Origin of the sequence: Proteus sp. STS61-E (genome assembly GCF_040932335.1) — a bacterium.
Classification (GTDB): Bacteria; Pseudomonadota; Gammaproteobacteria; order Enterobacterales; family Enterobacteriaceae; genus Proteus; species Proteus mirabilis_B.
This window is the reverse complement of record NZ_JBFQGE010000002.1, coordinates 78,737-94,624: the sequence shown is the minus strand read 5'-3', so window position 1 is coordinate 94,624 and position 15,888 is coordinate 78,737. Positions and strand designations below refer to the sequence as shown.

Below are 15,888 nucleotides of genomic sequence, written 5' to 3'. Positions count from 1 at the left end.
ATAACAATGAAAATGCGTAATTTAATGATGGCATCACTAACTTCAGTATTAATGACCTCGTCATTTAATGTTTTAGCTGGAACAGATAGGGGGGCTATGACATTAAGCTTAACTGGGGTGATTGATATGAATATTAGCCCTACACAAGTTCAATATATAAATGGTACATTGACTGGGGATAGTAGTTTTCCTGGGAGTCCTGTTTATGATAATAGCAGTAACTCTTCTTGGGATACTAAGTATGCGATTATTTCTTTAAGTCAGTCAAAAACGAGATGTGATTCTACATTTGTTTCTAAAATTCCAGGGCAAACTAATAAATACGGTCTAAAATTAACGCATTCCAATAATACAAGTACGGCAGTTTATGTAACACCACAATTTAACTTCAATGTCAGTTTATCTAATTTTAGTTCTAATTATCAAAGTGCTTATTCGGGGCAATTTTTTCAGGTGAATAGTAGTCTCGTTGATAAAGAATCATCTAGCATTAATGTATGTTTTGTGCCACATAATTATGCAACGACAACAGTTCCTGGTGGTGGCTCAAAAATTGTTAGTGTCACAACACCAAGTTCATTTCCTGTTTATATTGATGCTAATTTAACGCCAGGTAAGTTAACGTATAAAGGCACTCCTTTTTATGTAGGTAGTTTTGGTCGGAGTGCTAGTGGTGACTTTTTTTCACAAGTTAACGTAATTGCTGATGTAACAGTAAAACGTTCTTGTGCTGTTACAGGTGTATCTAATCAACAAATTAATGAAAATATGACATTTACAAATGAAGTCATTAAAGACTCTGTATTTACATTATCCTGTGGGGGGACAGGTAACCCTGTAAATATGTCAGCGGTGATTAAAGAGGGAAGTTTAGACCCAAGTAATGTAAATAAATTAGTCTTAGCTCCTATTAATGGTACTGTATCTAACAAAAAGCCTTGGGTTATAGGGTTGCCTTATAAGCAAACTTCAATACCAAATTTAAAATGTGCTGATGAAAATAATAACAACTTATTAAAGTTCAATAATACTGATATTGAGCTAAGTGGAACCAATATGGGGAATAATCAACCTGATATATTTGGTATCAAATGGGCTCTTTGCAAACCAGATGGAACAAAAGCGGGTGAATATCGCGGAAAAGTGGATGTGAATATTTTTGTCCGTGGATAAAAATCACAAATTTAGAAAAGAAAAATAAAAGTGGATCTTAAGGTCCACTTTTTGTTTAAACATTTAATCATCTTAGAATGAATAAAGTGAATCTTTAGACTCTTTTAATTTTTGTGCTAATTCAGAGGATTCATATCGTTCGGTTACTATTTCGATATAAGAGGCATTTTCTGTCGAACCAGCCACTTCAAGCGCATTATTTAATTCATCTATCGTTGTGACTTTCTCACAATGCCAATCTCTTGCACCAAAAGCTTTAGGTAATTGATGATAATTCCATTGAGCCAGATCGTTATAATAAGCTTCGGGGTAATCACACAATAATCGTTCAATTAAGTAACCATCGTTATTTAAAACAAGGATGATTGGTTTTAATCCAAAACGAACAAATTGGCTGATCTCTTGTACGGTTAATTGATGTGAGCCTTCACCTGTAATTAAAATAACTCGTTTGTTAGGGGCTGCAAGTGCAGCACCAAATGATGCAGGTGTTGCCCAACCAATAGAGCCCCATAATGTTTGATTATGGAATTGTGCGCCATCTGGTAATAGGGCAAAACCTAATCCCATTGAAGATGTACCTGTTTCAGCAATAATAATATCGTTAGGTTTAAAGAACTTTTCTAAATGAGGATAGAGATACTGAGCAGTAATTTTACCGTTATCAGATAACACAGCTTCGCCTAATCCTTTGGCTTTTATCTGATGATAAGTTCTATTCGGTAATCTTTGGGTTAGTGCTGAGAGCACGTCTTCCATATAAATGGATGTATAGATAACAGAATTAATCTCAACATATTCAGGCATGATGTTGATAAATTGTTTTGGTTTAATATTGGCAGTGAAACTTCCGGTATTGAAGTCAGTCATCATTGCACCAATTCCCAATACGTACTCACTATTCTCTACAAATTCTCTGACTTCAGGTGTCATTAATTTGCCATCATACATACCAACATATTGCGGGTGAGACTCACTTAAAATACTTTTATCCATAAACATAGTGGCATAAGGTAAGCCGGTCTTATTAATAAAAGATTGGACATTATCTGATAACCCTAAACGTGAGGACAAAATACCGGGTAATACGCAGATATTATTGCTGCGCGTAAGCTTCTCAATAATGAGTGACACCACTTTCTCTAGTATTTCTTGATCGCTTATTGTTTTTTGGGGTGCGGCAACAGGTGAATGTTCTATCACTTGCATAGTGGCATAATCAGAAGGTAAGCCAATATAAACAGGACGACGCTCTTTTAATGCAGTCGCAATTAAGCGTTCCATTTCTGGAATACAATTTTCAGGTGTTAATATTGTGTGAGCACAAGCGAGACGTTGGCCTAATTGATAAAAAACATCAAAATCACCATTACCTAATGTGTGATGAACCAGACGCTTACTTTCTTGTACACCGCTAGCTGGCATACCAACTAAATGGAATATAGGGAGGTTTTCTGCATAAGAGCCGGCAATAGCATTAATCGCACTTAATTCACCAACACCAAATGTTGTCGATAACGCAGCCATACCTTTAATTCTGGCATAACCATCAGCAGCGTAAGCTGCATTTAATTCGTTGCAGTTACCAATCCAACGCATATGGTTGCTATTACAAATAGTATCTTCTATGGGGAAAGCATAATCACCCGCAACACCAAAAATATCACTTATTCCTAAGTCATATAAGCGGTTTAACATATATTCAACGACAGTCTTACTCATATTATCTCCAGAAAATCCGAATAATAGTCTGTAAAAGTAGAGGAATGCTTTTACATTATGCTTAATGTTTTATCGCGAATGTTATTTAATATAAAATGGTTTATTATCATTGAGGGTATAACTAAATGTAATAAGGTAAGTGTTACTAATGGATATTCGCACATTGCGCTATTTTGTTGAGGTTGTTCAATTAAATGGTTTTAGCCGAGCTGCTGATGCGCTATTTATCACTCAACCTGCAATTAGTCGTAGTATTAAAAAATTAGAAGATGAGTTAGGTGTTCATTTATTAGTGAGAGAAGTTGATGGTGTCAGGCTAACGGATGATGGTGCAATACTGTTTGAGCATGCAAAACAGATACTTGCACAATTTAATAATATGAATAAAGCATTACAAGATAAGTCTGGACCATTAACAGGGGTATTAAATGTTGGATTACCTCCAGTTATAGCCTCGACTTATTTTGCTGATATTATTATGGCATTCAGCTCTCTTCATCCTCAGGTTGAACTAAAAATATTTGAACTAGGCACTAAGCAAATGGCTGATGCCATGAGAGAAGGAAGAGTTGAAACGGCCGCGGTCGTATTGCCTTTTAATGAAGATACTTTTGAATTAACACCTTTTTCAGAAGAAAGTTTAATGCTATTAATGTCGCCATCCCATCCTTTGGCTATAAAAAAAGAAGTTCATTTTAACGAGTTGATTAATGAGCCTTTTATTTTCTTTTCTGAAGATTTTCGTATCAATGATTTAATTTATAGTGCTTGTGGTATTTACAATACAACACCTATTATTGCGGGGCGTAGTAACCATTTAGATTTAATTATTGCAATGGTAAAAGCAGGTGTAGGAGTAACGCTTCTACCTAATAGCATGTGCAATAAAAATCCCATTGATGATTTAGTTGTTGTTCCTGTGGTAGAGCCTACGTTGTCATATCAAATAGCACTAGCAAATAATAAAAATAGCTATAAAAGTCGCAGTTGCCAAGCGTGGGAACAACTAGCAAGAGAAAAGCTAATAATAGAATAAAATATTAAAATGAGGCTTATTTATATTCTATTTAAGAAATAAATATCGAAATTATCTTTAAATAATAAAATGATTAAAAATAAATAAATGTTATTTTTTAAGAAATGCGGATAGCTGTATAAAAGTAGTTACATAAATGATAAGTTTATATTTTGCACATAGTCTTATGAGTAATAATAAAAATGGGCAAATAAAAGATTAATCAGACATGACAGGAATAGGATAGGGAAAATGAATGAGAGTAATAGTTCTGTAAATCAACATTTTATTCGTAAACTTGAAGGTATTGTTGGTAAAAAGCAGGTACTAACACAAGCACATAAAACAGAACGTTATCGTAAAGGTTTTCGTTCAGGACAAGGTAAGGCATTAGCCGTTGTCTTTCCCGCTAATTTATTAGAACAATGGCGAGTTTTTAAAACCTGTGTTGAAGCCGATAAAATTATTATTATGCAAGCGGCGAATACTGGATTAACAGAAGGCTCGACACCTAATGGTGATGATTATGATAGAGATATCGTGATTATTAGTACATTACGTCAAGATAAAATACAGGTTCTCTCAGAGCATAATCAAGTTATCGCTTTTCCTGGCAGTACGTTATGGCATTTAGAAAAAGTATTAAAGCCATTAGGTCGTGAGCCTCATTCTGTTATTGGATCATCTTGTATTGGTGCATCGGTAATAGGCGGAATTTGTAATAACTCAGGTGGTGCTTTAGTTCGTCGTGGACCTGCTTATACCGAATTATCACTTTATGCTCGTGTTAATGAAAAAGGTGAAGCTGAATTAGTTAACCATTTAGGTATTGATTTAGGCGAAACGCCAGAAGAAATATTAACTAATTTAGATAATCGTCATTATCATGAAAAACAGATACAAACGACAGAAAAATTAGCTTCTGACCATGAATATCATGAGCGTATACGTGATGTTGATGCTAATACACCATCTCGTTTTAATAATGACGAACGCCGTTTATATGAAGCTGCTGGAAGCGCAGGAAAATTATCTGTATTTGCTGTGAGATTAGATACTTTTCCAGCAGATCATCGCACTCAGGTTTTTTATATTGGTACTAATAATCCGGACGAACTCGAAGATATTCGTCGTCATATTTTAAGCCATTTTAAAAAGCTACCTGTTGCTGGGGAATATATGCATAGAAGCTATTATAAAATGGCTGAAGTGTATGGAAAAGATACGTTTTTGGTGATTGATAAATTAGGCACAGATAAAATGCCAATATTATTTGCCGTAAAAGGGCGAGTAGATGCGGTATTAAATAAAGTGCCTTTTTTACCTAAAAACATGGTAGATAGAACCATGCAATTTATGAGCAAATTATGGCCTGCTCATTTACCAGAGCGTATGACAGATTTTCGTGATAAATATGAACATCATCTTATGCTAAGAATGGCAGATGGTGGCATTGAAGAAGCTGCCACTTATTTAAAAGAATACTTTAAAACAGCATCAGGCGATTATTTTGAATGTACTGAAGAAGAAGGAAATAAAGCCTTCTTGCATCGTTTTGCCGCCGCAGGTGCTGCTGTCCGTTATCATGCCGTTCATATTAATGACGTAGAAGATGTGTTGCCATTAGATATTGCATTGCGTCGTAATGACAAAGATTGGTTTGAAAAATTACCACCTGAAATAGAGAGTAAATTACTTTATAAACTCTATTGTGGGCATTTTATGTGTCACGTTATGCATCAAGATTACATTATTAAAAAAGGTGTTGATGCTAAGGCACTAAAAGCAGAAATGCTGGCGTTATTAGATCAACGTGGAGCAGAATATCCCGCAGAGCATAACGTGGGTCATATGTATTATGCTAAGCCTCAGTTAAAAGCATTCTATAAACATAACGATCCAACCAATAGTATGAACCCAGGTATTGGTAAAACCTCAAAATTAAAATATTGGGGTGAAGAGTGTGGTTGTGGACGTACTCATAATGATGCGAATGCAGAGAATAAAGAATAATAGTTTTATATCGCGCTTATTAAATTAAAAAGAAAGGCAGGATGAAACCTGCCTTTTATCTTATTAATTAACTCGCAATCTCTTGAGCATATAAATAAAGCTCTTGTAGCTGTTTTAATTTTTCCTCGTTATCAGCATGTTCTTCAGCTAATAACTGGATGGTATTAATATACTCGGTTAGTTTTTCTGGCGTTAACATCTCTTTTCTATGCGCCAACCAACGTTGTTGTTCATCATAATTAAGCGTTGAAGGGTAATTTCTTGCACGATAACGGAAAAACAGAGGTTCCATTCTCGCATCTTCAAACGTTAAATCTAAAGCGGGTAAATTCTGTGGTTGTGTTGAGCGAATGATCTCCATCGCACTACGATCATTTTCACTGAAGAAACCATTATAAATTTGTGAATCAACATTATCGGATACAGCAAAAGGTGTTTGCTGAACAAATATTTCCACAACTTTATTACGTATTTCAGGATGAGAAAATAAGATCGCTTGATTTTTTAAACAAATATCAACATCTAAACCAATTCTATCTGCATCTTGCTGTCTTAATGTATTTTGCGGTGCCACAATTGGGCATTTATTAATATGCAGTAATTTAATTGGAACTGGTGGCTCATCAACTGACAATTCACTACGTGGTGTATATAAACGCTCACGTAATTGGTCTGAGTCAAGGGTTAATAAAGGAGATATATCTGCGGCTAAGTCACAAACAATAACCGCATTACGATTATCAGGATGCCACGCTAATGGGGCAACAAGGCTTAAATTAGAACGCGAGGCACCAAACATACCTGAAACATGCACAATCGGTGTCATTGAGGGAATATCAATTAGCGCCTGCACTTTGCGTTTATCACGTAAATTAAAGAAATAATCAAACATACGTGGTTGAGCTTGTTTTAATTTTTTTGCCATCGCAATGGTGGCATAAACATCAGACATTGCATCATGGGCATTTTCATGAGAAATGCCGTTGGCTTTGGTTAATAGCTCTAAACGGAAACTTGGAAAACCGTCTTCATTTTCAGGCCAAACAATACCTTCAGGACGCAGTGCATAACAGGCACGTAAAACATCAAGTAAATCCCAACGCGAATTTCCTTTTTGCCAGCTATAAGCATAAGGATCATAAAAATTACGATAAAGGATATTGCGAGTGACTTCATCATCAAAACGAAGGTTGTTATAACCCATAATACAGCTATTAGGCTGGCTAAAAGCTTGATGAATTTGACGAGTAAATTCAGCTTCAATTACCCCATTTTTTGCCGCAATTTGTGGTGTTATTCCGGTGATCATCACGGCTTCTGGATGAGGTAGATAATCATCATTAGGTTTGCAATAAATAACGAGAGGATCTTCAATAATATTGAAATCCATGTCGGTTCTTATACCTGCAAATTGAGCTGGGCGATCTAAGGCTGGGTTAGTGCCAAAGGTTTCGTAGTCATGGATGTAAAATGTGGGCGTTTTCGCTGAATTAGACAAGGTTTCCTACCGTAAATTTATTGATGATTTTTTAAATCATTACTCAATGGGTTGTATTGGGTTTAATTAAGACTATGGTAAACCATAACGTGGTAAACGTGAAATGTCAGATCAAAGTGCACTTATGTAGTGTTTAAATATAGGGTGTTGCAGTAAGGACGAGTAAGAGTGTACCACCACTAATATTGATTACTTTTTTCATGGTAACAATATTGATTTTTTGTGATGACAATAAAATAAAACCACAGCAAGCAATCAACCAGATGCTCATCATTAAAATATGGATAGAAGATAAGGCTAGATAATTAGCTAATGTTGGTGTTGCTCCTGCATAGCTGGAAACAACCACGAGATATAACATAATTGCTTTAGGGTTAAGCACATTAGCAATATAAGCGGTTTTAATAGAGGCTTTTTGATGAATAATAGTGGTGTTTTTAGCCGCTTTTAATCCTGAGTATATCAGTGAAATTCCAAGATAAATTAGATACAAGTTACCAAGGATGGTTAACACCATAAAAGCAGAAGGGGACGAAACTAAGAGCTTGGTTATTCCCAATCCAACCAAAAGCCCGTGAGTAATAATGCCTAATGCGGTGCCTACAATCGTGATTAATAACCCTTTTACACCATAGGTCAGGGTGTTATCTAAAGCAATTGTAAAGCTTGCTCCCGGCGAGATAATGATAGGCAGTAAGGTAATAATAAAACCCAATATATCCATAGTATTATCTTAGCTATTAGTCCTTATACTTTTTTAATCTTCGTCGAAAAATTGCATACCAGAGTAGGGATGTTGACGACAAGCTTTTAAGCGACTTTTTAAATCACCCACATGGACTTCAAGCTTATGATGGTCAGGATCGTAAAAATAGAATGAATCACCTTCACTTTTATTTTCTTTCCATGCAGTAATGCCATAAGACAGAAGATGTTGTTTAAAGGTTTCAAAATTATTTGCAGATAAACTGAAAGCATAATGGGTGTAATCACTGTCTTCAGTAATGTGGCGTTTATCGTGAGATAAACATAACCATAATCCGCCCAGTTGTAGGTAAGCGCCATTATCCCATAAAGCAAAAGGCTTAAAACCTAATATCTCAGTATAAAAGGCAAAGCTTTTATTCACATTATTGACTGCGAGTGTTAGGTGGTTTAAATCAGTTAGCATGGCTTTAAGTGAATGATGAAAGATACAGCTATTTTAGCAAAGGAAATTAAATGAAATGGATTATATGATACCTATTTGTGCTTTTTACTATGAATAATGATAATAAAAGATAAAAGTAGATCTAGAACACATAACTCAAATTGTTAACGTTAACTTATGTGCTTTATGTCACATTAAAGCGATAAAATTGTTTGTTAACTTAAAAGTTAACGTTAACATTTAAGGGTGGAATGACTTTAATAAGGCGCTTAACCAATGAATAAAGACTCAAAAAAATACTATGCGATCTTAAGTGCGCTGTTATTTTTCTTCTTTTTTACCTGGTCTTCATCATTTTCATTAGTTTCTATTTGGTTAAATCAGTATGTAGGATTAAAAGCGACTGATACTGGATTAATATTCTCTGCAATTTCTCTGATTGCGTTATGTGCTCAACCTTTATATGGCTTTATTCAAGATAAATTAGGATTAAGAAAGAATTTGTTATTAGTGATCGCAGTATTACTTATTCTTTCTGGGCCATTTTTTCTAGGTTTCGCATCAATACTACGTTGGAATATTTTTGTTGGCTCCATTTTAGGGGGCTTATATGTTGGTATGACATTTAATGCGGGTATTGGCGTATTAGAGTCATATACAGAGCGTGTTAGTCGTATTCGTGGCTTTGAATACGGTAGGGCGAGAATGTGGGGATCGTTAGGTTGGGCATCAGCAACATTTATTGCTGGACACAATATAAATATCGATCCTAATTACAATTTTGTGATGGCTTCTATTTCTGGTGTTGTGTTCTTAATTCTTTTAGCACTATTAAAAACCGATAAATCAGATGCATTTAATCAATTAGAGCATGGAAAAACATCAGCGATTACCCTCAAAGACGCACTGAATTTACTTTCATTACCTCGTTTTTGGGCACTTATTCTATTTGTTATTGGTACCTGTGTTTATGGCGTTTATGACCAACAGTTTCCAGTCTTTTTCTCATCACAATTTGCGACCTTACAGCAGGGGAATGAGATGTACGGATATCTGAATTCATTGCAGGTATTCTTAGAAGCTGGTGGTATGTTTATCGCACCTTTCCTTGTAAATAGAATAGGTGCTAAAAATGGTTTATTACTAGCAAGCAGTGTTATGGCTGCACGTATTATTGGCTCAGGATTAGTTGAAGGACCTGTTTTGATCTCTTGTATGAAGTTATTACATGCCGTTGAGTTACCGATTTTATTGATTTCAATTTTTAAATATAACAGTCAACACTTTGATAAACGTTTATCTTCAACACTTTATTTAGTCGGTTTCCAATGTGTGAGTTCTATTGTTGCAACATTATTATCTCCATTAGCTGGTTATGGTTATGATCATTATGGTTTTGCACCAACCTATATGGTGATGGGATGTATGGTGATAGGAACAACACTTCTTTCTGCTATGTTTTTACGTTCAGATGCGAAAGCATTATTACCACTTGATGGTCTACAACATGAAGATCAAAACAAAGCACAACCTATTTAATCGCTCATTAATTTATCTTTTGTAGTGTCGATTTTGGCTACCAGTGAAAATGTGTAGCCATTTTTTTATCATTAATTAAGTGAACATTTACGGGTTAAAGAATGTTGACTATATTTATTAATGCATATCATCCTAATCAATTGTTAATTAAGCAAAATCAATTAAATTTGTAAACTTTGCTTGTTTATTGACACGATTAAGCGATAATCTTAAACAGAACTATTTATCTTAAATATCAATTGTAAAGGTGTAGGAAATGGATAACGCAAACAAGCCGTCTTTCCAAAACGTACTGGAGTTTGTGCGTATGTATCGTCGTAAGAACAAAATCCGTCGTGAGATCACTGACAATGAGAAAAAGATCCGTGATAACCAAAAACGTGTTCTTTTGTTAGACAACTTAAGTGAATATATTAAACCAGGTATGTCGATTGAAGATGTACTGGGCATTATTGCTAATATGCGCAGTGACTATGACGATCGTGTTGACGATTACATTATTAAAAATGCCGATCTGTCTAAAGAGCGCCGTGAATTATCTAAGCAGTTAAAAGCGATGGGTGAAATTAAAAACCTGCCTGATCTAAAAGACTGATTGTTTCGCTAAGAAATTAAATGCCTCTGAATTGAATATTCAGGGGCTTTTTTTTATCTTATTTTTGGCTTTATAAATACGCAGTTAATTGGTTAGCAGTTACCAAAAAAAGAACCCACTAAAAAGTGGGTTCTCAATTTAGAAGTATTATCAAGATATTCTTAATAACACCTTATTATCAATTTTGGCTTTCAGCTTTCGTCATTTCTGAAGAAGCGTGGTTAGTAGAACAATGTCCACCGGCACCTGAGCGGCCTTTCTTATCAAAAGCAGGGCGTGCTTCCCATGCTTTGATTTCAATTGCCACAGGCGTTTCATCAGCGGCTGGCGCTTTTGTCATTGGTGAACTTGCATGTAGTTGGCGTGCAACTACAACAGGCTCTTGACGAATAACGACTTCAGTTGGTTTGCTCTCTGTTACTGCTTCAACTTCCACAACAGGGGCTGCGCTTTCTTCTGGCTGACTTTCAACGGCAGCTTCAACGATAGCTTCAACGACAGGGGCTGCAACAGTTTCAACAACAACTTCTTTGTGTTGTTCAACAGTTTCTTCAGTTGCAACTACTGCTTCAACAGGTTGAGGTTCAGGCGTTGATGTTTCACTTTCTACTGCTACAACCGTATCTTGTGCAATTTCTTCTAGCGCGATATTTGTTTCAGTTTGTTGTGAAGTTTCATGCATGTAAGCTTCAGTGGTATTCAATACCGCTGAAATATTCTCTTTACGAGTAACATGCTCTTCTGTATTCACTTCATTGATTACATCACTGATAACGTTAGTTTCAACAGGCACAGTTTGTGGCTCTACTACTGCAACAATTTCAGCGACAGCTTCTGTGGTTGATTCAGTACTGACTGTGACAGAATAAGTTGATTCAGTGGTTTCTGTCTGTGCAATATCAGCAACAATAGCTTCTGAAACCGCCGGTGCAATAGCTACCATTTGCGGATCTTTATGAGTAATAATGTGGTTTCCAACAGAAACATCATTGCTGTTTTCATCATTATTCTCAATAAATGGTGCATCACTTACCGGTGTGATTGGGTAGCGAATGAAGACTTTACCTGAAGCCAGCTCAGGAGAAGCAACCGCCATTGCCAGAGGCATTGGTGATACTGTTAATGTGCGCTCATCACGATAACGACGGCGACGTTGACCACTTACACGTAAATGACGAGGTGAACGACGAGAACGACGAGGCATAACATTATCTTGCCCGTTATTATCTTCGTTTTTATTGTCATCTTGTGATTTAGTTGCATCAGGTAATGCTTTTACAACTTGTGCTTCATTTGCTTCAACTTTCGCAACAGCAACTGCTTTAGGTGCTGGTTTTTCAGTTGGCGCAACTTTAGTTTGTGTAGTTGCAACAGGTGGTTCAGAAACCGCTTTTTCGGCTGCAACAGGTACAACGGCTAATGCATTATCATTGTCTGTCACACGTACAGATTGTGTTAATTGACGACGATTACGGCGTTGCATCGCAGGGCGACGAGGTTCTTCTTTCTTCTCATCAGCACTATCTTTTGCAACAGCATCATTTTCAGAAAGAGCTGCTTGAGCTTTAGCCGCTTCTTGTTGCTGTTGGCGTTTTTCTTCTTGACGACGACGTTGTTCAGCACGTTGTTCACGACGCTGTTGGCGACGAGCTTCGCGTTCTGCAATCTCTTGTTCACTACTAACTTCACTTGTTGGAGTCGTTTGTGGTTTTTGATTGCGATTCTTGCGATTGTCTTCGTTATTCGCGTTATCACGATTACGATCATTATCGCGGTCACGACGATTATTATTGTTACGTCGATTATTGTTATTGCGACGATCACGACGGTTGTCGTTATTCTCTTTCTTGTTTTCCTGTGGTTTTTCTTGTGCTACCGCAGGCTCTGGTTCACTACCAAATAAGTTAGAGAAGAATTTTGCAATAGAAGCAAAGAAACCGGTACCTTGAGCTTCTTCTGCTGTAGCAGGTTTAGCTTGAGGTTGAGGTGCCTTTTTGTTTTTTACTGTTTCAGCAACAGGTTCTTCTTGTAACCCAAAGGCTGAAATAGCAGGTTGTTCAGGCGCTTTACGCTCTGTAACAACATCGTCTTCAGCTTCATTTAACTGGCTTTCATGGAATTGCGCTAAGTTGTAGCTCAGAGAGGTGATCTCTTCGCCTTTACGTACACGAATAACAGAGAAATGAGGGGTTTGCATTTGGTCATTAGGAACAATAACCACTTTGACATTAGATTGACGTAACTCGATGTCAGTAACCGCTTTACGTTTTTCGTTAAGCAAATAAGAGGCGATTTGAACAGGGACAATCGCATGCACTTCATGGGTATTTTCTTTAAGTGCTTCTTCTTCGATAAGACGTAACACAGAAAGTGACAGTGATTCATTGTCACGAATAGTACCAGTGCCTAAGCAACGCGGGCAAACGTGATGGCTAGATTCACCTAATGAAGGGCTTAAACGTTGGCGAGACATCTCTAATAAACCAAAGCGAGAGATGCGTCCAATTTGAATGCGAGCACGATCTTGGCGAACAGCTTCACGCATTCTGTTTTCAACTTCACGTTGATGGCGCACAGGCGTCATGTCGATAAAGTCGATAACAATTAAACCACCTAAGTCGCGTAAACGTAATTGGCGTGCAATTTCGTCTGCCGCTTCTAAGTTAGTATTAAATGCAGTTTCTTCGATATCACCACCACGGGTTGAGCGTGAGGAGTTGATATCAATCGCTGTTAATGCTTCAGTTGTATCAATAACTAAAGCGCCACCAGAAGGAAGACGAACTTCACGCTGAAACGCAGATTCAATCTGTGATTCAATCTGGTAATGGCTAAATAGAGGAACGGCACCAGTGTAATGGCGAATTTTGCTAGCAAAATCACCACGGCCAATCGCTTCAATATGGCTACGCGCCATTTCAACGACTTTTGCATTATCAATTAAGATTTCACCAATATCAGGACGTAAGTAGTCGCGGAATGCGCGAACAATTACGTTACTTTCCTGATGGATTAAGAAGGGTGCAGGGCGATTCTCTGCCGCTTTCTTAATAGCATCCCAGTGTCTTAGACGATAACTTAAGTCTTGTTGCAGTGCTTCAGCTGATTTACCAACACCGGCTGTACGTACAATCAGACCCATACCATCTGGGATTTCTAGGCTTGATAAAGCTTCTTTAAGTTCAGTACGATCTTCACCTTCAATACGGCGAGAAATACCACCTGCACGAGGATTATTTGGCATTAATACCAAATAACTTCCTGCAAGGCTGATAAAAGTGGTTAACGCTGCACCTTTATTACCACGCTCTTCTTTATCAACTTGAACAATAACTTCCTGGCCTTCTTTTAAGACATCTTTGATGTTAGGACGACCATGGGAGTGATAATTACTAGGAAAGTATTCGCGGGCTATTTCTTTGATAGGAAGGAAACCGTGGCGTTCCGCACCATAATCAACAAAAGCGGCTTCTAAGCTGGGTTCAATTCGAGTGATTTTACCTTTATAGATATTCGCTTTTTTCTGTTCATGACCGGGGCTTTCGATATCCAGATCGTACAAACGTTGCCCATCGACAAGGGCAACACGCAACTCTTCCTGCTGAGTTGCGTTAATTAACATTCTTTTCATATTGTGACTTACTCGTTATTTTCACGTTTTATAATGTGCCACTAACATACGTAATTACACTATTGATAACCGATGACCTCGTGTCTTTTACAAATGCGTCAACCTCACGGTTGTCGATTGTATAGAGGTGCAATATGTCGGTGAGTCTGATTTTTAGTTCAAAAATTCAGCACTCTTTAATTGAACACAATGTTTCAACTCAATAAGCGATGTATTTGTGGCATACTAAATTGTTTGATTTTCGACTATGTCTTACGCCATTGCTGCATTTTGAAAATCAAACAAACAAAATTTTCATAAATATACCTGATAAACATAATCAGGAGAGTCTGCATTATTCCATTGGTGTTAGGGTTATAGCAAGATGACTTTTCTGCTTTGGTGACTTTTTCTGTATAAATATGAGAGATTAGCTAATGTTTCGTCTTTTTCCCATTATTCAGGTTAAAATAGACGACAGAATTGATGTTATTTTGTGCACCATAAAGTTGTTTGTAATTTTTATTTTAAGAGAGCCAAAGAATCGCCACTATGAAATCATTTAATCAAGTTCAGTTCGTCACCATTGATGGCGATGAAGCAGGCCAGCGTATCGATAATTTTTTACTGGCACGCTTGAAAGGTGTACCAAAAAGTATGATTTACCGAATTATCCGAAAAGGAGAAGTTCGAGTTAACAAAGGGCGAATTAAACCTGAATACAAAATCAATGCGGGCGACAGCATTCGTATTCCTCCTGTGCGAGTATCGGAAAAAGAAGAGATCGCTGTATCACCAAAACTTGATAAAGTCTCGGCATTGGCAGATTGTATTTTATATGAAGATGACCACTTAATGCTCATCAATAAACCCTCAGGAACCGCAGTGCATGGGGGAAGTGGATTAAGCTTTGGTGTGATTGAAGGTTTACGCGCCTTGCGTCCAGAAGCACGTTTTTTAGAGCTTGTACATCGTCTTGATAGAGATACATCGGGTGTTTTATTAATTGCAAAGAAACGTTCAGCGTTGCGTGCGTTGCATGAGCAATTGCGCTTAAAACAGATGCAAAAAGATTATTTAGCCTTAGTTCGTGGTCAGTGGCAATCTCATACTAAAGTTGTTCAGGCTCCGTTATTGAAAAATATTCTTCAAAGTGGTGAACGTGTGGTTAAAGTGAGTAATGAGGGAAAACCTTCAGAGACTCGTTTTAAGGTTGAAGAGCGTTTTGAATTTGCCACACTTGTGAAAGCAAGCCCTGTGACAGGAAGAACACACCAAATTCGTGTGCATACATTACATGCAGGTCATCCTATTGCATTTGATGATCGCTATGGTGATCGTGACTTTGATGCACAATTGGTAGGAACAAAACTTAAGCGCCTATTTTTACATGCAAGTTCTTTGACATTTACTCATCCTTCAACGGGTGAACAAATGCGAATTGAAGCACCAATGGATAATCAGTTACGCCATTGCTTACAAGTATTACGTAGTCAAAAATCTTAAGTCTGAAATTTTCATTTCAACAGAAAATCCGAATATCCAATGCGCCCAGTTAGCTGGGCGTATTGTT

11 protein-coding genes are annotated in these 15,888 nt (G+C 37.0%); 6 read left to right on the top strand and 5 right to left on the bottom strand.

Annotated features, from left to right (window positions below):
* Positions 1-6: 6 nt before the first annotated feature.
* Entirely contained in the window at positions 7-1,173 is a 1,167-nt protein-coding gene (locus tag AB4J89_RS06185; RefSeq protein ID WP_102949379.1) for a hypothetical protein, read from the top strand.
* Between the two features lie 72 nt (positions 1,174-1,245).
* On the opposite strand, the gene AB4J89_RS06180 is transcribed toward AB4J89_RS06185, so the two are convergent.
* Entirely contained in the window at positions 1,246-2,895 is a 1,650-nt protein-coding gene (locus AB4J89_RS06180) for an alpha-keto acid decarboxylase family protein (RefSeq protein ID WP_368468559.1), read from the bottom strand.
* Between the two features lie 148 nt (positions 2,896-3,043).
* Between AB4J89_RS06180 and AB4J89_RS06175 the strand changes: the two genes are divergently transcribed.
* Both AB4J89_RS06175 and dld read left to right on the top strand, forming a co-directional pair.
* Positions 3,044-3,931: a LysR family transcriptional regulator gene (locus AB4J89_RS06175; protein ID WP_088493204.1), complete on the top strand. Its 888-nt coding sequence runs from the start codon at positions 3,044-3,046 to the stop codon at positions 3,929-3,931.
* Between the two features lie 231 nt (positions 3,932-4,162).
* Positions 4,163-5,923 (top strand): D-lactate dehydrogenase, encoded by a 1,761-nt coding sequence (gene dld / locus AB4J89_RS06170; RefSeq protein ID WP_088493203.1) that lies wholly within the window; start codon positions 4,163-4,165, stop codon positions 5,921-5,923.
* 67 nt (positions 5,924-5,990) lie between these two features.
* Here the strand turns inward: dld and sbcB are convergent, their stop codons facing one another.
* The 3 genes from sbcB to AB4J89_RS06155 all read right to left on the bottom strand — a co-directional run bounded on the left by sbcB (position 5,991) and on the right by AB4J89_RS06155 (position 8,592).
* Entirely contained in the window at positions 5,991-7,421 is a 1,431-nt protein-coding gene (gene sbcB, locus AB4J89_RS06165) for an exodeoxyribonuclease I (RefSeq protein WP_368468557.1), read from the bottom strand.
* 133 nt (positions 7,422-7,554) lie between these two features.
* On the bottom strand, positions 7,555-8,145 hold the full coding sequence (locus AB4J89_RS06160) for a LysE family translocator (protein ID WP_088493200.1): 591 nt from the start codon (positions 8,143-8,145) through the stop codon (positions 7,555-7,557).
* Between the two features lie 33 nt (positions 8,146-8,178).
* Complete coding sequence (locus AB4J89_RS06155) at positions 8,179-8,592, bottom strand: VOC family protein (protein WP_088493199.1); 414 nt, start codon at positions 8,590-8,592, stop codon at positions 8,179-8,181.
* A gap of 255 nt (positions 8,593-8,847) precedes the next feature.
* Between AB4J89_RS06155 and AB4J89_RS06150 the strand changes: the two genes are divergently transcribed.
* Positions 8,848-10,110: an MFS transporter gene (locus AB4J89_RS06150; RefSeq protein ID WP_088493198.1), complete on the top strand. Its 1,263-nt coding sequence runs from the start codon at positions 8,848-8,850 to the stop codon at positions 10,108-10,110.
* Positions 10,111-10,366: 256 nt separating this feature from the next.
* Positions 10,367-10,705, top strand: a complete 339-nt coding sequence (gene tmaR, locus AB4J89_RS06145; RefSeq protein WP_036937771.1) for a PTS system regulator TmaR — start codon at positions 10,367-10,369, stop codon at positions 10,703-10,705.
* A 178-nt stretch (positions 10,706-10,883) separates the two neighbouring features.
* Here the strand turns inward: tmaR and rne are convergent, their stop codons facing one another.
* Complete coding sequence (rne, locus tag AB4J89_RS06140) at positions 10,884-14,336, bottom strand: ribonuclease E (protein ID WP_368468553.1); 3,453 nt, start codon at positions 14,334-14,336, stop codon at positions 10,884-10,886.
* Between the two features lie 531 nt (positions 14,337-14,867).
* Here rne and rluC point away from each other — a divergent pair.
* A complete protein-coding gene (gene rluC, locus AB4J89_RS06135; protein ID WP_088493196.1) occupies positions 14,868-15,821 on the top strand; it encodes a 23S rRNA pseudouridine(955/2504/2580) synthase RluC in 954 nt (317 codons plus the stop codon).
* The last annotated feature ends 67 nt before the right edge of the window (positions 15,822-15,888 follow it).

Bases quoted from the DNA above. Each gene is read 5' to 3' on its own strand.
- AB4J89_RS06150 (WP_088493198.1), top strand. From the start codon at position 8,848: ATGAATAAAGACTCAAAAAAATACTATGCGATCTTAAGTGCGCTGTTA.
- AB4J89_RS06185 (WP_102949379.1), top strand. From the start codon at position 7: ATGAAAATGCGTAATTTAATGATGGCATCACTAACTTCAGTATTAATG.
- rluC (WP_088493196.1), top strand. From the start codon at position 14,868: ATGAAATCATTTAATCAAGTTCAGTTCGTCACCATTGATGGCGATGAA.
- dld (WP_088493203.1), top strand. From the start codon at position 4,163: ATGAATGAGAGTAATAGTTCTGTAAATCAACATTTTATTCGTAAACTT.
- AB4J89_RS06175 (WP_088493204.1), top strand. From the start codon at position 3,044: ATGGATATTCGCACATTGCGCTATTTTGTTGAGGTTGTTCAATTAAAT.
- AB4J89_RS06160 (WP_088493200.1), bottom strand. From the start codon at position 8,145: ATGGATATATTGGGTTTTATTATTACCTTACTGCCTATCATTATCTCG.
- tmaR (WP_036937771.1), top strand. From the start codon at position 10,367: ATGGATAACGCAAACAAGCCGTCTTTCCAAAACGTACTGGAGTTTGTG.
- rne (WP_368468553.1), bottom strand. From the start codon at position 14,336: ATGAAAAGAATGTTAATTAACGCAACTCAGCAGGAAGAGTTGCGTGTT.
- AB4J89_RS06155 (WP_088493199.1), bottom strand. From the start codon at position 8,592: ATGCTAACTGATTTAAACCACCTAACACTCGCAGTCAATAATGTGAAT.
- AB4J89_RS06180 (WP_368468559.1), bottom strand. From the start codon at position 2,895: ATGAGTAAGACTGTCGTTGAATATATGTTAAACCGCTTATATGACTTA.